Genomic DNA, 17,677 nt, shown 5'->3' on the forward strand with positions numbered 1-17,677 from the left:
GCCCGGAGTAATGTCGTTCATGGATTTTTTTGGCCCGCACCTGCTCGCCTACTTCATTGCCACGCTGCATTTTTTCGGGAGCCTCGCCGCGATCCATGCGGTACTGACCGTCAGGACCGCCCAAGGCTCGATTGCCTGGGCGTTGTCGCTGATGTTCATGCCCTATCTCACGCTCATTCCCTACCTGATTTTCGGCCGCAGCACCTTCGATGCCTACATTCAGGCGCGTCGCCAGGCCAACCAGGAAATGCACACGGCCATCGCCGCATTGAACTGGCGCCCCTGGGTCGAGGAAGCGCTGGCCGCGCGCAATTCCAGTGCCTATGCCTCTCTGCGCGCCATGCCCAAATTGGGCCGCATGCCGTGCCTGGCCAATAACCAGGTGCAGTTGCTGATTAACGGCGATGCCACTTTCAGCGCAATCTTCGAGGCCATCCGCAGCGCGAAAACCGCTGTGCTGTTCCAGTTTTTCATCATTCATGACGATGAACTCGGTCGCCAACTGCACAGGTTGCTCACGGCAAAAGCGGCCGAAGGCGTGGATATTTACGTGCTCTACGACCGCATCGGCAGCCACGCCCTGCCCCATAGCTATGTGCAGTCGCTGCGCGACGCCGGGGTTAACGTCAAAGCCTTCGCCACCCGCAGCGGCTGGCTGAACCGCTTCCAGGTCAACTTTCGCAACCACCGCAAGATCGTGGTGGTGGACGGCATCACCGGGTTCGTCGGCGGGCACAATGTGGGCGATGAATATCTCGGCAAAAAGCCGCCCTTGTCGCCGTGGCGCGATACCCATGTGCAGGTCACCGGCCCGGTGGTGGCGTGCTTGCAAGAGTCGTTTGCAGAAGACTGGTTCTGGGCCGCACGCCAACTGCCCCCCTGATTCTGCCGGACGCTTACCCCGAGAATGGCGTGCTCTGTCAATTGCTCGCCAGCGGCCCGGCCGACGCGTATGAAACCTGCTCGCTGTTTTTCGTCGAGGCCATTCACGCCGCGACCGAACGCGTGTGGATCACCAGCCCGTATTTCATCCCCGACGAAGCCGTATTCGCCGCCCTGCGCCTGGCGGTCTTGCGCGGTGTCGACGTACGCCTGTTACTGCCATCGCGCCCTGATCACCGCATCGTCTACGCCGCCTCCAGCCTTTACGCGATCGAAGCGGTACGCGCTGGCGTGCGGGTGTTCCGCTATACGCCGGGCTTTCTGCATCAGAAGGTGGTGCTGGTGGACAGCGAAATCAGCGCCATCGGCAGTGCAAACATGGACAACCGTTCGTTCCGGCTGAATTTCGAAGTGATGTTGCTGACGGTCGACGAAGCCTTCGCCAAAGAGGTGGAGCGGATGCTGCTGGACGACTTCGCCCTGGCCCATGAAGTCAGCCAGGAGGAAAGCCGCGAAACCCGGCGCCTGCAACAGCTGGGCATGCGCGTGGCGCGTTTGATCTCGCCGATTCTCTGACAAACACCACTGTAAAAATGTGGGAGGGGGCAAGCCCCCTCCCACATTTGGCCCTTCAGTGTTCTGAAGAAACGGCTCAGCGGTAGATATCTTCCCGCGTCCACGGCAGTTCATGGCTGCCATCGGCATGGGGTTTCACCGCCAGGATCTGATGCAGGTTGATCCAACCCCGCGCAAAGGCATAGGCGCAACCCGCCAGGTACAGGCGCCAGATACGCAAGGCGTGCTCCGGCACCATCTTCGCCGCTGCTTCGAGGTTGTCCTCCAGGCGCTCGCTCCAATGGTCCAGGGTGCGCGCGTAGTGCAGGCGCAGGCTTTCGACGTCGACCACTTCCAGCCCGACTTCGCTGATTTCGGCCGTCATCATCGCCAGGTGCGGCAGCTCGCCATTGGGAAACACATAGCGCTCGATAAAGTCCCCGGCGCCACGGCCCACGGGGCGGCCGTCGGTGTGTTTGGCGGTAATGCCATGGTTCATCACCAGGCCGCCTTCGCGCACGGCGCCGTGGAGAATCTGACAGTATTGCGCCAGGTTGGCGTGGCCGACATGTTCGAACATGCCCACGCTCACCACTTTGTCAAAACGGCCGTCCTGCGGCAGGTCGCGGTAGTCGAGCAGCTGCAGGTCGACCTGGTCCTCCAGGCCTTCGGCCTTCACCCGCTCCTGGGCCAGGGCCAGTTGTTCCTTGCTCAAGGTAATCCCAAACACCTTGACCCCGAATTCCCGCGCCGCAAACCGCGCCAGCCCGCCCCATCCACATCCCACATCGAGCAGATACTCACCCGGCTGCAGCCGCAATTTGCGGCACAGATGGCGAAATTTGTCTTGTTGGGCCTGGTCGATGGACTCGCTGCCGGTTTCGAAATAACCGCAGGAATACACCATGTCCTGGTCCAGCCATAGCTGGTAGAACTCGTTGGACAGGTCGTAATGGTAAGAAATGGCCGCCGCGTCGGCCGCCTTGTCGTGGATCGAGCGCACCGGCCGAGGGCCGTCGTCGTCTTCGATCAAGGCGTGACTCAACTCGTCACATACCCTGATTACCTCGGCAATGGAGCCTTCCAGCTCCAGTTTGCCCTCGACGAAGGCTTCGCCCAGGGCGTCGAGCGTGGGATGGGTCAGTTGTGAGACGACCGTAGGGTCCTTGACCACGATGGTCACACTGGGCTCGGGGCCCAGGTTGAATTCATGGCCGTCCCAGAGTCGAAGACGCAGCGGTAGCTGAAGATTCTGTAAGGCCGGTGGAAGTTGCGCGAGCATGAGTAGTCCCCCTTGTTTCAGACGTCTGCTGTGAGGGTAGACCATCCAAAATAAAGTAGGAAGCTATCGATTAAATAACTGCCTTCTATATAGCCCGACGCTCGAGCAGCCCGTCCTGGATCCACTGTTTCAGCCATGTGGCCGCTTGCAGTGGCGCACCCTCTTCATAAGTGACTGCCAACTCGACGCACAGTTCTGAAAAGTTCCAGCTGCTGGCGGTCATGCCCATCAGGGCGTGGGCTTCGGCGGGCTCGAGACTGCGATAACGACACAGGTTCTGATGGCGCCACACCAGGCAGGCCTGCGCCGTGTCCAGCGCCTGGCTGCCGGGAAAGTCCGATTCATCCTTATTGGCCCGCCAGATGCTCAGCGTGTTGAAACGGCACGTTAGCTGCTGCACTGAAGGCAGCAGCGATACGCGCAATGCCGGCCAGTCTTCAGGCGCCAGTTGCGCCATATGGTCGAGGGTCAGCGGCTCGCCCGCAGGCGCGTCGAATGCCAGGGTGAACGCCCACTCCAGCCGCGCCAGTTCGGCCAGCGGGGCACTTTGTTCGGCCGTCAGATGCTCGAGGATAAACCTTGCAAAACGCTCCCCCAGCCAGCGCAGATTGTAGTGGGCCGAGGGATAACGCCGAATATACGCTTGGCTCAGCGCGGCAAATTCATCATCTCCCAGCCAATACCGGATGGCGGCAAAGTCGTGACGTAATACGTCCTGCAATCGGGACAGGTAGGCGTTGTGATAAATCGCCAGGCCCGTGTCCACATCCAGCGTCGGCCCGCCAAGCAAGGTGGCGGCAAAGCCACTGTCGGCGGTGCAGGTTTCAGACAACAGATGTGCCTCGAACGCTCGTTGCCAATCGATCAAGCGCATAGCGACCGCCTGGCCAACGCAGTGGCACCCAGTTCCCTGGCCTTGTTCAATTCAGCCAGCAGCACTTCGAACGGCGGGAAATGATCGTCGCGCTCCAACAGCGTCGAGACCGGCCCCAGATGTTCCAGCGTGCGCTGATACAGCGCCCACACCGGATCGCACACCGGCTGATCGTGGGTATCGACCACGTAGTCGCCGTAGTCCCTATGCCCCGCCAGATGCAGTTGGCGAATGCTCTCAGGCGGCAGGTTGCGAATGAACGTCCAGGCATCGAACCCGTGATTACGCGAGCTGACGTACACATTATTCACGTCCAGCAGCAATTGGCATCCCGTCAGGTGCGCCAGGGCATTGAGAAATTGCCACTCGGTGAATTCATCGGCCTTGGAGCGCACATAGCTGGAGACGTTTTCCAGCACCAGCGGGCGTTGCAACACGTCTTGCACCTGAAGCACGCGTCCGGCAACGTGGTACAGGCTTTCTTCGGTGTACGGCAAGGGCAGCAGGTCATGCAACTGGTGTGCGCTGCCACGGCTCCAGCACAGGTGATCGGAAATCCAGGCTGGCTGGATGCGCTCGGCCAGGGCCTTTATCTGCTTGAGATAATCGGTGTCGATGGCATGGGGCCCGCCGATCGATAACGACACGCCGTGCATCACCAAGGGATAGCGTTCGGCTATGGCGTCCAGGTAATACAAGGCCTTGCCGCCCTGCACCAGATAATTCTCGGAGATCACTTCGAACCAATCCACTGCCGGGGATTGGGCAAGGATCTGTTCATAGTATTCGTGACGCAAACCCAGGCCGTAACCCAGGGAGGGGAGAGAACGGGTCATCATGCGCTCCTGGAAAGTGTCCGCAGCGGCGCGAGGTCCGCTGCGGTTGCACTCGCGTGTCGGTTACTCGCCGACTTTGCCACCGGCCTTGTCGCACTCGGCCTTGGTCATGGCCTTGAAGCCGTGGCCCTTGCACACCGCCTGGCCTTTGCAGGCGTTTTCAGCGGTTTTGCAATCGTTCATGCCTTTGCAGGAGGTGACGCCGTAGCAATGAACCGGAGCGTCGGCGGCCTGTACCTGGGTGGCGACGCCGGCAAACATGGAGGCCGCAGCGATAGCCAGGGCAGCACCGGAAACGGCGTGTTTGATATTCATTATGTAGTCCTCATCGGTCAGTGGTGATGCCGGTCTGAGCGGATTGCCCAGTCTCGACACACCACTAGAGTGAGGCGCCCTTTTAGCGTTACAGCCCGGTACGAAGTTTTCTGAAATTATTCGTCAAGCTTCAACAGCGGCTCCTGAAAACGCAGCAACCGCCCGGCGTTACCCAGCACCAGCAAGGTGCTGAGGTTATGCAACACCGCTGCGATCATGGCCCCGGCGGCACCCAGCCAGCCGAAGGCGGCGAATACCACGATCGCCAACGTCCAGCCCAGGCCGATGATCACATTGACCTGCAAGGTGTGTCGGCACTGGCGGCTCAAGCGCACACAGGTGCCCAGACGGCGCAGATCGCTGCCGATCAACACCACGTCCGCCGAGGCCAGCGCGATATCGGCACCGCCCGCGCCCATCGCCACGCCGACCACACCGGCTTTCAGCGCAAGGGAGTCGTTGATGCCATCCCCCACCACCATCGGCCGGAAACCGCTGCCGATCTCCCCCAGCACACGGTTGAGTTTATCTTCCGGCAGCGCTTGGGCCTGGACCTCAGCGATGCCCACATTCACGGCCAAGCTGTCGGCCACGCTCTGGCGGTCGCCGGTGAGCAGCAGCTGGCGACCCAGGCCCAGCTCGCGCAGTTCCTGCAGGGCCTGGCGCGCCTCGGGTTTGACGCTATCGGCCAGCAGCAGCCAGGCCAGGAACTGTCCGTTCAGCGCCAGCCCGGCAATCGGGCCGTCGTGGTTGGGCACCGAGGTCGTGGCAATAGCCAGCTGCTCGAACAGTTCGGGACGGCCCAGCGCCGCTTCGCCCTGTTCAGTGTGCGCAACGACACCGAGTCCCTGGCGCTCGCGAATATCGGTCAGCACCACGCGCTGTTGCTGTGTCGCCAACCCCGCCAATGCACGGCTGACCGGATGGCTGCTGGCCGCACCGAGGCTGGACGCCAGGTTGAGCAAGGCCTGGCGATCGGTAGACGCGGTTTCGATGGACTGCAGGCGCAAGGTGCCGAAGGTCAAGGTACCGGTCTTGTCGATGACCAGTGAAGTGAGGTCCGCCAGCTCTTCCAGAAACGCCGAGCTGCGAATCAGAATGCCGTGCCGTGCAGCGACCGCGATCCCGGCAATTGCGGTAGCCGGCGCCGACAACACCAACGCACACGGGCACGCCGCCACCAGCACGGCCAGCATCGCCTGGGCGTCGTTGGTGACGAACCAGGTGACCGCCGCCAACAACAGCACCAACACCATGTAGCTACCGGCATAACGTTCCAGCAACCGGGTGATCGGTGGCTTGGAACGCTCGGCGTTCTGCATCAACGCAATCACTTTGCCCAGGGTCGACTCATTGCCCGTGCGCGTCACTTCAAGGCGCAGCAGGCCGTCCAGGTTGATCGCCCCGCCAAACACCTGCACGCCCACGCTGGCTTCCAACGGTACCGATTCACCGGTGATCGGCGCCGTGTCCAGGCTGGCCTGGCCCGACAGCACCACGCCATCGGCCGGCACGCGGTCGCCGGCGCGCACTTCGACCACATCGCCGGTGTTCAGCGTGCCGTTATCCACTTCCACAATGCTGCCGTCAGCCTGCACCCGGCGCGCATGGCTGCGCGTGAGTTTACCCAGCGCGTGGATCGCTTCCTGGGAACCGATCACGCTGCGCTCTTCGAGCACATGCCCAAAAATCATGATGATCGGCAGCAGCGCTGCGGTCAGCAGATCACCGGTGGCCCAGGCGCCGATCATCGCCAGCGCAATCAATTGGTCAGTGATGCCATGCAGGCTGGGATAGCGCAGGCTGTACCAGGCCGAACGCATCACCGGCACGGCCACCAGCAGCGAGGCCACACCGAGCAGCAGTTGGCTGACCCCGCTCTGGTCCGCCGCCAGCCAGCGCCATACCAGGCCCAATACGAGTAAACCCAGGGCCAACATGGCCAGGGTCAATTGCCGGGCGGCGCTGCGCTGCTCGGCGGAGGTCAGCATGGGTGCGCTCATTGTTCGGCTCCCTGAATGATCAAACGGGAGTCGTCTTTAGGATCGACCGTGGTGACGGAGCCGGCCTGGCCCAGAATCTTCGGCAGGCGCTCGCGGTACAGGCGCAGCAACAGGCCTGGGTCTTGGACTTGCGCCAGGCTGGTGACGGCAGCGGTCTGCGCCTGGGCATTGGCCAGGCGTTCACTGGCTTGGGCATGGGCGACTTGCACCTGGCGATCAGCCTCCTGGTTGGCGGTCTGGGTGAGTTTTTCCGCATCGGTACGCGCGTTGGCCACCGCTTTGTCGGCTTGCTGGCTGGCGGTGAGTACCGCATTGAACGCGTTCACCGCCGGGCCCGGCAGGCTCGATTGCACATCGACCCGCGTCACTTCAATGCCCAGGCCCAACCCGCTGGCCGTCAACTGCGCCAAGCGCTTATTGATGCCTTGCACCAGATCACCGCGCAGTTTTTCGCGGCGCTCGGCGGCGCCGTTGTCGGCGCCGATCAGCTCGGGGCGCGCGACCAGGATGGTGTCCAGGTCCCGCGCCGCCGTCAGGGCCACTGCGCTGCGGGTCACCAGGCGGTCCAACGCCGGCAGCACATGCTCGCCCTGCAACACAAAGGCGTAGGGCTCGGTGACCTTGTAGAACACCCGCACATCCAGCTGCACGATCCCGGCATCGCCGGTCAGCAAATAGCCGGAACCGGCCAGCGTATCGCTCAGGGGTGTGGCGAAACTGGCCACGCGGTCAGCCTGCACGGCCGCCTCTGAACGCAACAGGTTCTCCACCCGACGCTCGATCACCCGGTCTGCCGCCGGCAACAGCACCACCTGTTCGAACGGTTGCGGCCAAGCCAGCAGCAGCCCGGCGTTCTGAATGCGGTCGAGGGCGCCGAAGTGCAGCACCATGGCGCGGTTCTGCGGGTCGATCTGGCGCACATTGGAAAACGCCCAGGCCAGCGCCGCCAACACGGTGACCGCGTACAGCGCCAGGAACGTCAGGCGTCCGGCCTGGATCCAGGGGCTGTCCGGGCTGTCACGCTCACTCATGGCTGGACATCCTTGGGCCCATCCACCAGCGCGCGGAACGGCGCGGCATCGGTGCGCAGGATGATTTTGGTGCCCGGCGTCACCACGGTGCCCAAGGTATCCAGCGAGCGCAGCAGGTTGTACAGCTGCGGATTACCCGCGTAGGCGCGTCCATAAATCTGCGCCGCTTCGACCCGCGATTGCGCTTCGATATCGGCGGCTTTCACCGTGGCGTCGGCTTGCATGATGCGCGCATCACGTTCGGCCGCCGAGCGGATCTGCGCCGCCTCACGCTTGCCCACGGCAGTGCGCTCGGTGGCGATGGTTTCACGTTCGGCGCGCATGCGGTCGACCGTAGCGGTGAGGGTCACCGACGGCAATGTCAGCCGTTCGATACCGACCTGGGCCACGCGTACGCCATAGGTGGCCAGCAATTGCTGATCGATCTGCTGGCGCAGTTGGGCTTCGAAATCGGCGATGCGCACCTGGTTGGCGTCGGTATTGATCAGGCTGGACAGGTCAAAACTGGCCGCCGTGGTTTCCAGCGCCGAACCGACGAAGGTACGGATCTGCCGCGCCGCTTCATCCGGCTGGTTCTGCACCGCGCGCATGAAGCGCTGCACATTGTCGGTATCGCCCTGCACCTGCCACGCCACGTAGGCCTGCACGATGATCCGCAGGCCATCGCGGGTGCCCACATCCTGCAACCCGCTGGAGGTGGTGCGCAGGCGCAGGTCAACCGGAATCGCCGCTTCAAACGGCGCCGGCCAGCGCCAGCCCAGGCCCGGTTCCAGCAGCACCCGCACCGGGTTGCCGAAACGGGTAATCACCGTGGCCTCGCCGGAGCGCACCTGTACCAGGCTCGCCGCCGCGATGGCAAACAGCACCAGCACTACCGCCCAGGCCATACGCCGCCAGGGGAAAGGGCTGTCTGCCTGTTCATCGCCATGATGGTGATGGTGGCCGTGATGATGGTGATGACCGTGATCGTGAGAATGAGCGCTCAACAGACAGACTCCTTATTGAACGGCTTTACGCGGCACCGAGGGATCGGCCGGTAAGGTAAAAGATCGCAGATCGATCGTCGGCGAACTGTCGGCGCCCAGGCGATGATCCAGAATAAGCAGTTTGGCGTGGGCCAAGCCCTGGCTGAGCTGGCCCAGGTACTGTTCCAGCACGAATGCCCGGCCCGCTGCGGCGTAGGCTTTTTGTTCGGCAACGAAGCGCAGGTTCGCTGCCTGGGCACCGGCATTCACTTCGCGCGCGGTGGCCTGGGCCTGGTCGCGGGCGGTGCTGGCCTGCAGCAACGCCTGGTTGGTCTGCTCGCTGGCCGCGCCACGCTCGCGGGCGATCAATGCCTGGGCGCCGATCTGCGCGGCTTGCACGCCGTGATAGGCGTTGGCGGCGCCGGCCGGTGGGTGAATCGCCTCGACGACCGTGGCGAGGATTTCCACACCGCTGTCGAGCTTTTGCAGGTCTGCTTGTACGCTGCGGCCGATCTCGTCGGCGAGGCGGGTGCGTTGTTCGCCGAGCAATTCATCGAGGGTGCGTGAGGCAAAGTCGTGCACCAGGATGCGGCTGGCGGTGCTGCGGATCAGGGTCGGGACATCGGCGCTGTTGTAGGTGGCAGCCAGCGCGGCCTGGTCCGTCAGGCCGATGCGGTAGACGAACCGCACGTCCATGTTGACGATCTGGAAGCTCTGTTTGTCGCCACTGCTGCTGGCGATGACTTGGGACTTGTCATTCACATGGCTGGCGTCCCACAGGCGATTGGCGATCAGCGGCGCCGGGCCTTCGGCGGCGGCCAACTCGGGCGCGGCGCTTTCGCTGACGCTGGTCGCCAGCTCGTGCACCACGCCGTTCTCCACGTTCAACACGCGGCCCAGAGGCCAGGGCAACCCAGCGTGCAGGCCCGGGCCGAACACTTCGGCCGGTTTGCCGAAACGCTCATAAATCCCACGGCCTTGCAGAGGTACTTCATGCACGCCGGTCAGCGCCCAGCCTACCGCCAGCACCACCAGCAGCACCGGCAGGAACGCGCGACGCATGTAGGTAAACGCCCAGATCTGGCGCAGGTCGATGCCGAAACGATTGTGCAATTCATGCTGCAAAGCTTGCAGCGGCTGCGGCGGCCAGCGCAGCAGGCCGGCGACCACACTCTGCGCCATCAGGCGCGGTTCCAGACGCGGCTGGCGTGGGCTGAACAGTGACAGCACGCCGCGCAGCACAAACTCCAGCGCCACCAGCGCGGGCAACAGGCCGATCAGCGTCGCCAGCCGCAGCGGCCACACCGATTGCGCACCGGCAAACAACAGGCACAGCGCACTGATCACCAGGCAGGTAATCGCCACCCGGCTCAATTGCGCCAGTTGCGCGGCTTCCGGCCATTGCGCGGCGGTTTCCTGGGCCATGCGCCGCTCGAACACCAGCAAACCGAACGCCAGCGCCAAGCCCAGCGCCGCGCCGATGCTGGCGGATTGACCGACGGCGGCAGCAGGCAGCGCCAGGTTCCAGAATTCGATAACGCTGACCAGCGCCAGCAACGACCAACCGCACAGCCACAACACCGGCGCGCCGATCTGCTTGCCTAGGCGCTGCGCAAGGCGCGCGTAGCGGCCCGTCTCTGCAACCGGCAGTTCAACCGCCGGTTCTTCCAACGCCTGGGCACGCCAATCGGCTACCCACCAGGCCGACTGCAAGCCGGCTACCAGGACGAGCAAGGCCGATGAGCAATTGATCAACACCACCGGCCAGATCGAGACCGGTGCAAACAGCGCCACGAATAACGCCAGCACCCAACCGGTGACGGCCAAGGCCGTCAGGCTGATACCGGCTTGGCGCAATCGACGGGCATGGAACAGCCCCTGCTGAAAACGCGGCAGGCCCTCAACCGAAGCGCCGTCAGCTTCTAGATCCACTTGCATCCACTCAACGCCCGCTTGTACATAATTCGTTACGATATAACACGCGGCGTGAAATTTTTGTTCTTTGAACACCGCGAATCCCCTGTGGGAGGGGGCTTGCTCCCGATAGCGGTGGGTCAGTCAGTCCATGTATCAACTGACCCAAAGCCATCGGGAGCAAGCCCCCTCCCACATTTGATCTTTGTTGTTCCAAAGATCGTGACTAAACCCCCATAAACACGCGGCATCACTGGTGCGCACCCAAATTAATCGGCACACTCCAGAACAGTTTTTTCGCGGCTCCACGGACAGGGAAGCGCCATCCTTCATGATCTCCATCTATCAGCTCAAACCGCGTTTTCAAAACCTGCTGCGGCCCCTCGTGCAGCGCCTTTATGACAACGGCACCACCGCCAACCAGATCACCGTGCTGGCCGGCGTGATTTCGGTGTTGGTGGGCCTGCTGATCGCCGGCTTCGCCCAGCACTTGTGGCTGTTCGCGCTGATCCCGCTGTGGATGATTGTGCGCATGGCCCTGAATGCCGTCGACGGCATGCTCGCGCGGGAGTTCGGCCAGCAATCGCGCCTGGGTGCCTACCTCAACGAACTGTGCGATGTGATCGCCGACAGCGCGCTGATCCTGCCGTTTGCGCTGATCCCCGACGTGAGCCTGGCGCCCGTGCTGTTGGTGACGCTGCTCGCGGTGTTCAGCGAATACGCCGGCGTGCTGGGGCCGATGGTGGGCGCATCGCGCCGCTATGACGGGCCGATGGGCAAAAGTGACCGGGCGTTCGTGCTCGGGGTGCTGGCCACTGGCGTGGCGTTGGGCTGGTTCGGCGCCGGCTGGGTCGACACGGTGATGTGGCTGGTCGCCGCGCTGCTGGCCTACACCCTGGCCAACCGGGTGCGGCAGGGCCTCAAGGAACCATCAGAAACCTCACCGATTGCATAAGGATGCTTGCGATGCGCGAACAGCAACCCCACAGCTTCAGCACCCATGACGGCGTCGAGCTGTTTTACCGGCACTGGCCGGCCACGGCAGGCGCCGGGCCGCGCAAGGCCATTGTGTTGTTCCATCGCGGTCATGAGCACTCCGGGCGTATCGCGCACCTGGTGGACGAACTGGGCCTGCCTGACTTTGACTTCTTCGCCTGGGATGCCCGTGGCCACGGCCAATCCCCCGGCGAGCGCGGTGACAGCCCCAGCTTTGCCACCAGCGCCCGCGACGTGCAGACTTTCTGCGACCACATCGGCGCCACCTACGGCATCGAAGAGGAAAACTTCGCAGTGATCGCCCAAAGCGTCGGCGCGGTGATCGCGGCCACCTGGGTGCATGACTACGCACCGAAGATCCGCGCCCTGGTGCTCGCCTCCCCTGCCTTCAAGGTCAAGCTGTACGTGCCCTTCGCCCGCCCGGGCCTGGCACTGATGCGCAGGTTTCGCGGCAACTTTTTCGTCAACAGCTACGTCAAGGCCAAGTTCCTCAGCCATGACCCGGAGCGCGTGGCGTCCTACGACAGCGATCCGCTGATCACCAAGGCCATCTCGGTAAATGTGCTGCTGGGCTTGTACGAAGCGGCCGACCGGGTGGTCGCCGATGCCCAGGCCATCCAGGTGCCGACCCAGTTGCTGGTCTCCGGCTCCGACTTCGTGGTGCACCGTAAACCCCAGCAGCAGTTTTTCGACCGCCTCGGCAGCCTGAAAAAAGAGCTGCATATCCTCCCCGGTTTCTTTCACGACACCCTTGGCGAACGTGACCGCGCCCTGGCCATCAACAGCGCCAGGCGCTTTATCCTGCAAAACTTTGCGCAGCCGCTGGACCGCGCCTCGCTACTGGACGCCGACAAACTGGGCGCCACCTGCGCCGAATCCGAAGCCCTCGCCGCACCACTGCCGCGCAATTCCCTACGCGATCTGTACTGGCGCATGACCCGCGCCAGCATGGGCCTGGGCAAGAGCCTGTCGGAAGGGGTGAAACTGGGCTTCGACACCGGTTTCGATTCCGGCAGCACCCTGGATTACGTATACCGCAACACGCCCACCGGCAAAGGCGCGCTGGGGCGGATGATCGATACCAACTACCTCAACTCCATCGGCTGGCGCGGCATTCGCCAGCGCAAGCTGAACGTCGAAGAACTGCTGCGCCTGGCCATGGCCAAGTTGCGTGCCGATGAGCGCGAAGTGCGCATCGTCGATATCGCTGCTGGCCACGGTCGTTACATTCTGGAGGCTTTGCAGGGTGTGTCGCCGCTGCCGGAATCGATCCTGCTGCGCGACTACAGCGACATCAACGTGCGCGACGGTGGCGCCTTGATCCGTGAAAAGGGCCTGGACGATATCGCCCAGTTCATCAAAGCCGATGCATTCGATCGGGCGAACCTGGCCGCGCTGGAGCCGAAACCGACGCTGGCGGTGGTGTCCGGGCTGTATGAATTGTTTGCCGATAACGCCATGGTCGGCGGTTCGCTGGCAGGCCTGGCCGAAGCGGTGGAGCCGGGCGGTTATCTGGTCTACACCGGCCAGCCGTGGCACCCGCAGCTGGAACTGATCGCCCGCGCCTTGACCAGCCACCGCCAGGGCCAGGCCTGGGTGATGCGTCGGCGCAGTCAGGCGGAAATGGACCAACTGGTGGAGGCTGCGGGCTTTCGCAAGATCACCCAGCGTGTGGATGAGTGGGGCATTTTCACCGTGTCCCTGGCACAGAAGATCTGAGCATGCGCGAACCCGGCTTGTTCAAACCGGCGCTGCTGTGGCTGCTGCTGTTGGCGCCGCTGTTTTTCAGCACCTACGGCTTCGCAACTTGGGTCACCAACCAGCGCAGCGATGTGGGTACGCTGGTGTTCGGCTGGGAAACCCATATGCCGTTCTGGGCCTGGACCATCGTGCCCTATTGGTCCATCGACCTGCTCTACGGGTTCTCGCTGTTGCTGCCGAGCACCCGCCACGAACTCAAGCAACACGCCCTGCGCCTGCTGACGGCCCAGGTGATTGCCGTCAGTTGCTTCCTGATCTGGCCGCTGCGCTTCACCTTCGAACGGCCGGAGCTGGATGGCGTGTTCGGCTGGTTGTTTGCCGTGCTGGCCGGCTTTGATAAGCCCTTCAACCAGGCGCCTTCCCTGCATATCGCATTGCTGGTGATCCTGTGGGTGATGTACCAGCGGCATACCCAGGGTTTCTGGCGCTGGGTGGTGCACGGTTGGTTCGCACTGATCGGTATTTCCGTACTGACCACTTATCAACATCACTTTATCGACTTACCCACAGGCGCCCTCGCGGGGTGGTTTTGCGTGTGGTTATGGCCGCTGGAACATGCCAGCCCGCTGCTCAATGCCCGACTTACGCGCGACTCTAAACGCCGTTGGCTGGGTGCGCGCTACGCCCTTGGCGCGCTGGCGCTGATGCTGCTCGCGCTGGCTTTGGGCGGTTGGGGGTTATGGCTGCTGTGGCCGGCAGTATCGCTGGGTTTGGTCGCGACCAACTACTGGCTGCTGGGTGCCGAGGGCTTTCAGAAACGCAACGATGGCCAGCTGACGCCTGCTGCGCGTTGGCTGTATGCGCCTTATCTGGTCGCCGCCTGGATTAATTCGCGGCTGTGGACACGCCGGCATCCACAGCCCGAGCTGATTGTGGATAACGTTTGGCTGGGGCGAATTCCTACGTCGAGCGAGCAACAGTCTTTCAAGGCCGTCGTCGATCTCTGCGCCGAATTGCCAATTAATCCACAGGGCCGTAGCTATCACTGCATTCCTGTTCTGGACTTGATCGCGCCCACCTCCGCCGAATGCCTGCAAGCCGCCAAGGCCATCGAACGCCTGCGCTCGGACGGCCCGCTGCTGGTGTGCTGCGCGCTGGGCTATTCGCGCAGCGCCACGGCCATTGCCGCCTGGCTGTTGCACAGCGGCCGCGCGACGACGGTGGATCAAGCGCTGGCTATTATTCGTACAGCGCGGACCCGTGTGGTCCTGCATCCCGCACATCGTCTCGCCTTGGAGGGTTTGCCCAATGCCTGCTGATATGGAACTGCAAGTCGTCGCCAGCCTGCTGCGTCGTGGCCGTTCGCTGGACCAGTTATCCACAGGCCTGACAGTGGCCGGCGTGTTGTTTGGTGTGGCCCAACTGTTGATGGCGAGTGTCTCAACGGTCTGCCTGCTGCTGGCCTTGTGGATGATCATCCTGGGCCTTGTGCAAAAATACTGGGCCCTGCGCGTTGCGTTCGACGCCGACCTGTTTGCCCTGCTCGCTCGCGATGTCGAGCGCACCGCAGACCTTGACCAAGCCCTGCAGACCCTGGGCCTGCAATCGGCCAAGCGCGCCGGCCGGCCTTGGGCCGAACGCCGTCGTGGCGCCCTCAAATTGCTGCGCAAACAGGCCTGGTTGCTCGGCGCGCAAGCGCTGCTGACCCTGGGCGTGCTGCTTGCCAGCCCTTGGCTACCTTTCGCCGAATAAGGAATTCCCATGTTCGAACCCGTGGTCGCCACACTGATTACTTCCATGGCCCGCACCGTCACCGGCGCCCGCAGCCTGTGGCTGGGTTGCGCGCCCGTGCCGGTGCAACGCATCTATTTCGCCAACCACAGCAGCCACGGCGACTTCGTGCTGGTGTGGGCGTCGCTGCCGCAGAACCTGCGCAAATTCACCCGGCCTGTGGCCGGCAGTGATTACTGGAATAAAAGTGCGCTGCGTCGCTACATCATCAACCGCGTGTTCAACGGCGTGCTGATTGATCGCGAGCGCAAAGAGCCTGTGGATAACCCTTTGCAGCCAATGCTTGCCGCCCTCGAAGGCGGCGACTCGTTGATTATTTTTCCCGAAGGTACGCGCAACCTGGAGGACGGCTTGCTGCCCTTCAAGAGCGGTCTCTACCACTTGGCAAACAGTTACCCACAGGCCGAGTTGATCCCGGTGTGGATAGCCAACCTCAACCGCGTCATGCCCAAGGGCCGTGTCTTGCCATTGCCATTGTTATGCACAACCAGCTTCGGCGCTCCGCTGCAATTGGAAGAAGGCGAAGACAAAGCCGCGTTCCTTGCCCGCACCCGCGACGCCCTGCTTGCCCTCGCCCCGGAGCATTCCTGAGATGGATAGCCAGACCTTGATGTTATTCGGCGGGATCGGCGCGATTCTGGTCACCGCCTCGCTGATCGGCCTGATCCTGAAGCTGCGCACCCGTGGCACCCCCAATGCGGTGATCGACAACCTCAACGCCCGCATCAACGCCTGGTGGGTGATGGTGGTGGTGATCGGTGTCGCCTTCTGGCTCGGCACCGGCGCAGTGATCCTGCTGTTCTATGCGGTGTCCTTCTATGCCTTGCGCGAATTTCTCACCCTCACGCCGACCCGGCGCAGCGACTACCCGGCCCTGGTCGCGGCGTTCTACCTCGCCCTTCCTCTGCAGTACGTGCTGATCTATGCCGACTGGTACGGACTGTTCTCGATCTTCATCCCCGTCTACGTGTTCCTGCTGCTGCCGATACTCGCCTCCCTGGGCGGCGACAGCACCCATTTCCTGGAGCGCGCATCCAAGGTGCAATGGGGCCTGATGATCGCGGTGTTCTGCGTGTCGTTCGTGCCGGCGTTGCTGACTCTGGACATCCCGGGCTATGAAGGCCGCAACCTGCTGCTGATCGCCTACCTGGTGATCGTGGTGCAACTGTCGGACGTGTTGCAGTACGTGTGCGGCAAGCTGTTCGGCAAACACAAGATCGCGCCCAACCTCTCGCCGTCGAAAACCGTGGAAGGTTTTGTCGGCGGCATCCTGCTGTCCTCCCTGATCGGTGCCGCGCTGTGGTGGACCACGCCGTTCAATCCCTGGCAGTCGTTCTTGATCGCGCTGTTGATCAACCTGCTGGGCTTTGCCGGCGGGATCGTGATGTCGGCGATCAAGCGCGATCGCGGCGTAAAGGATTGGGGGCACATGATCGAAGGGCACGGCGGCATGCTGGATCGGCTGGATTCGGTGTGCTTTGCGGCGCCGATCTTCTTCCACCTGGTGCGTTACTGGTGGACCTGACCTACCCCTTTCTCAAAACCAATGAAGATCAAACTGTGGGAGGGGGCTTGCCCCCGATGGCGGTGTGACAGTCACCGAATAGGTTGGCTGATACACCGCAATCGAGGGCAAGCCCCCTCCCACCTTGGTTTTGTGGTGCTTTCCGGGTTTAGGCAAAGTCGGATCCTGGTCACTTGAAACACAGTTCATAAACCGTGCTTCCACGCTTGGCCTATTGCAGCTGGGTTCGGTTGATCCCAGGATTCAGCCAGCACCCTCATGGAGTCGAATCATGTTTGCTGGTTTCCAGAAACAACAGCGCCAGGTCAATGGCCTGAACATCAGCTATCGCATCGGTGGATCCGGCCCCGCGCTCTTGCTGTTGCACCCTTCCCCTAACGCCTCCGTCACGATCCCAGGCGACGGTTCACCATCTCGGTCAAGCGCTCGCCGACGCGCTCAATCCCTCTGTTTTGCGCCACCACCTGGGCACCTTCCATGAGTAAGGTCAGTTCCTCGGCCACCTGCTCCGGCTCGCTCAATGCCATGGCGGTGCAGAGGGCAAGCAGCCGCGCGAATTGCCGTTGCTTGTGCGCCTGAATCAGCAAACGGGCGGGATGATCAGCTTCTGGCAACTCGGCCAGGGTGTTGGTGAACGGGCAGCCCCGATAATCCGAGCATTGCAGGTCAGTCACGATGAACTCAAGAAAGCCCAGCAGTTGCTTGCGCGGTGAATCCGGGTGCTCCGATGCCAGTCGGTCGAAGACATCGCCATAACTTTCGGTCAACTGCTCAAGCCATTCCAGCACCAGCGCATCCTTGTTCTCGAAATGCCGGTAGACGGTCATTTTCGTCGAGGCCGCCAGCTCGGCGATGGCGTCCATGCTGACCCGCGTGATGCCCTGCTCCCTGAACAACACCTTCGCAGCATCGATGATGCGTTCCCTGGGCGGCAGTTGGGGTGTCCGTTGTGGGCGCATGAATAATCTCCGCTTGACAGCGATACCGGTAAGTATCGCATGATACTC

Annotated in this window: 15 protein-coding genes and 2 pseudogenes; 8 read left to right on the forward strand and 9 right to left on the reverse strand. The window is 62.7% G+C overall.

Annotation, left to right across the window (positions count from 1 at the left end; all coding sequences use genetic code 11):
- Window positions 1-19 precede the first annotated feature (19 nt).
- Window positions 20-1,458, forward strand: a pseudogene (gene cls, locus C4J93_RS26835) (cardiolipin synthase).
- A gap of 76 nt (window positions 1,459-1,534) precedes the next feature.
- On the opposite strand, the gene cfaB reads toward cls, so the two are convergent.
- From cfaB to hflK (C4J93_RS26875), 8 genes are all read right to left on the reverse strand, one after another.
- Entirely contained in the window at window positions 1,535-2,719 is a 1,185-nt protein-coding gene (gene cfaB, locus C4J93_RS26840; protein WP_124430810.1) for a C17 cyclopropane fatty acid synthase CfaB, read from the reverse strand.
- 85 nt (window positions 2,720-2,804) lie between these two features.
- Window positions 2,805-3,593: a DNA-binding domain-containing protein gene (locus tag C4J93_RS26845; protein ID WP_124430811.1), complete on the reverse strand. Its 789-nt coding sequence runs from the start codon at window positions 3,591-3,593 to the stop codon at window positions 2,805-2,807.
- Window positions 3,584-4,429 (reverse strand): DUF692 domain-containing protein, encoded by an 846-nt coding sequence (locus C4J93_RS26850; RefSeq protein WP_124430812.1) that lies wholly within the window; start codon window positions 4,427-4,429, stop codon window positions 3,584-3,586. Before C4J93_RS26850 ends, C4J93_RS26845 begins: the two co-directional genes overlap by 10 nt.
- Window positions 4,430-4,492: 63 nt before the next feature.
- Window positions 4,493-4,744, reverse strand: a complete 252-nt coding sequence (locus tag C4J93_RS26855) for a hypothetical protein (RefSeq protein ID WP_124368894.1) — start codon at window positions 4,742-4,744, stop codon at window positions 4,493-4,495.
- A gap of 116 nt (window positions 4,745-4,860) precedes the next feature.
- Window positions 4,861-6,747 (reverse strand): cation-translocating P-type ATPase, encoded by a 1,887-nt coding sequence (locus C4J93_RS26860; protein ID WP_124430813.1) that lies wholly within the window; start codon window positions 6,745-6,747, stop codon window positions 4,861-4,863.
- Window positions 6,744-7,778: a protease modulator HflK gene (gene hflK, locus C4J93_RS26865; RefSeq protein WP_124405727.1), complete on the reverse strand. Its 1,035-nt coding sequence runs from the start codon at window positions 7,776-7,778 to the stop codon at window positions 6,744-6,746. The genes C4J93_RS26860 and hflK (C4J93_RS26865) overlap by 4 nt, the downstream gene beginning before the upstream one ends.
- The gene (hflC, locus tag C4J93_RS26870; protein ID WP_164485308.1) at window positions 7,775-8,767 is read right to left on the reverse strand and encodes a protease modulator HflC; all 993 of its coding nucleotides are present in this window, start codon (window positions 8,765-8,767) and stop codon (window positions 7,775-7,777) included. The genes hflK (C4J93_RS26865) and hflC overlap by 4 nt, the downstream gene beginning before the upstream one ends.
- A 9-nt stretch (window positions 8,768-8,776) precedes the next feature.
- Window positions 8,777-10,681, reverse strand: a complete 1,905-nt coding sequence (gene hflK, locus C4J93_RS26875) for a protease modulator HflK (RefSeq protein WP_124430814.1) — start codon at window positions 10,679-10,681, stop codon at window positions 8,777-8,779.
- 307 nt (window positions 10,682-10,988) lie between these two features.
- Between hflK (C4J93_RS26875) and C4J93_RS26880 the strand changes: the two genes are divergently transcribed.
- From C4J93_RS26880 to C4J93_RS27550, 7 genes and pseudogenes are all read left to right on the forward strand, one after another.
- Complete coding sequence (locus tag C4J93_RS26880; protein ID WP_124430815.1) at window positions 10,989-11,612, forward strand: CDP-alcohol phosphatidyltransferase family protein; 624 nt, start codon at window positions 10,989-10,991, stop codon at window positions 11,610-11,612.
- 11 nt (window positions 11,613-11,623) lie between these two features.
- Window positions 11,624-13,372, forward strand: coding sequence for a bifunctional alpha/beta hydrolase/class I SAM-dependent methyltransferase (locus tag C4J93_RS26885; RefSeq protein WP_124430816.1), 1,749 nt, complete (start codon window positions 11,624-11,626; stop codon window positions 13,370-13,372).
- Window positions 13,373-13,374: 2 nt separating this feature from the next.
- Window positions 13,375-14,673 carry a phosphatase PAP2/dual specificity phosphatase family protein gene (locus C4J93_RS26890; RefSeq protein ID WP_124430817.1) on the forward strand — a complete coding sequence of 433 codons (1,299 nt, stop codon included), beginning with the start codon at window positions 13,375-13,377 and terminating at the stop codon, window positions 14,671-14,673.
- Window positions 14,663-15,106, forward strand: a complete 444-nt coding sequence (locus C4J93_RS26895) for a hypothetical protein (protein WP_124430818.1) — start codon at window positions 14,663-14,665, stop codon at window positions 15,104-15,106. The genes C4J93_RS26890 and C4J93_RS26895 overlap by 11 nt, the downstream gene beginning before the upstream one ends.
- 9 nt (window positions 15,107-15,115) lie before the next feature.
- On the forward strand, window positions 15,116-15,736 hold the full coding sequence (locus C4J93_RS26900; RefSeq protein WP_124365064.1) for a 1-acyl-sn-glycerol-3-phosphate acyltransferase: 621 nt from the start codon (window positions 15,116-15,118) through the stop codon (window positions 15,734-15,736).
- Window position 15,737: 1 nt separating this feature from the next.
- Window positions 15,738-16,670 carry a phosphatidate cytidylyltransferase gene (locus tag C4J93_RS26905; RefSeq protein WP_124368904.1) on the forward strand — a complete coding sequence of 311 codons (933 nt, stop codon included), beginning with the start codon at window positions 15,738-15,740 and terminating at the stop codon, window positions 16,668-16,670.
- A gap of 271 nt (window positions 16,671-16,941) precedes the next feature.
- A pseudogene (locus tag C4J93_RS27550) lies at window positions 16,942-17,058 on the forward strand (alpha/beta hydrolase); the annotation flags it as partial.
- Here C4J93_RS27550 and C4J93_RS26915 read toward each other — a convergent pair.
- Window positions 17,057-17,629: a TetR/AcrR family transcriptional regulator gene (locus C4J93_RS26915; protein ID WP_124430819.1), complete on the reverse strand. Its 573-nt coding sequence runs from the start codon at window positions 17,627-17,629 to the stop codon at window positions 17,057-17,059. The pseudogene C4J93_RS27550 and the gene C4J93_RS26915 overlap by 2 nt on opposite strands.
- Window positions 17,630-17,677: the final 48 nt, after the last annotated feature.

The sequence above is a fragment of the Pseudomonas sp. R2-37-08W genome, from assembly GCF_003851705.1.
GTDB lineage: Bacteria > Pseudomonadota > Gammaproteobacteria > Pseudomonadales > Pseudomonadaceae > Aquipseudomonas.

Excerpts from the sequence above, each read along its gene's own strand:
- cfaB (WP_124430810.1), bottom strand. The coding sequence starts at position 2,719 with ATGCTCGCGCAACTTCCACCGGCCTTACAGAATCTTCAGCTACCGCTG.
- C4J93_RS26845 (WP_124430811.1), bottom strand. The coding sequence starts at position 3,593 with ATGCGCTTGATCGATTGGCAACGAGCGTTCGAGGCACATCTGTTGTCT.
- C4J93_RS26850 (WP_124430812.1), bottom strand. The coding sequence starts at position 4,429 with ATGACCCGTTCTCTCCCCTCCCTGGGTTACGGCCTGGGTTTGCGTCAC.
- C4J93_RS26855 (WP_124368894.1), bottom strand. The coding sequence starts at position 4,744 with ATGAATATCAAACACGCCGTTTCCGGTGCTGCCCTGGCTATCGCTGCG.
- C4J93_RS26860 (WP_124430813.1), bottom strand. The coding sequence starts at position 6,747 with ATGAGCGCACCCATGCTGACCTCCGCCGAGCAGCGCAGCGCCGCCCGG.
- hflK (WP_124405727.1), bottom strand. The coding sequence starts at position 7,778 with ATGAGTGAGCGTGACAGCCCGGACAGCCCCTGGATCCAGGCCGGACGC.
- hflK (WP_124430814.1), bottom strand. The coding sequence starts at position 10,681 with ATGCAAGTGGATCTAGAAGCTGACGGCGCTTCGGTTGAGGGCCTGCCG.
- C4J93_RS26880 (WP_124430815.1), top strand. The coding sequence starts at position 10,989 with ATGATCTCCATCTATCAGCTCAAACCGCGTTTTCAAAACCTGCTGCGG.
- C4J93_RS26885 (WP_124430816.1), top strand. The coding sequence starts at position 11,624 with ATGCGCGAACAGCAACCCCACAGCTTCAGCACCCATGACGGCGTCGAG.
- C4J93_RS26890 (WP_124430817.1), top strand. The coding sequence starts at position 13,375 with ATGCGCGAACCCGGCTTGTTCAAACCGGCGCTGCTGTGGCTGCTGCTG.
- C4J93_RS26895 (WP_124430818.1), top strand. The coding sequence starts at position 14,663 with ATGCCTGCTGATATGGAACTGCAAGTCGTCGCCAGCCTGCTGCGTCGT.
- C4J93_RS26900 (WP_124365064.1), top strand. The coding sequence starts at position 15,116 with ATGTTCGAACCCGTGGTCGCCACACTGATTACTTCCATGGCCCGCACC.
- C4J93_RS26905 (WP_124368904.1), top strand. The coding sequence starts at position 15,738 with ATGGATAGCCAGACCTTGATGTTATTCGGCGGGATCGGCGCGATTCTG.
- C4J93_RS26915 (WP_124430819.1), bottom strand. The coding sequence starts at position 17,629 with ATGCGCCCACAACGGACACCCCAACTGCCGCCCAGGGAACGCATCATC.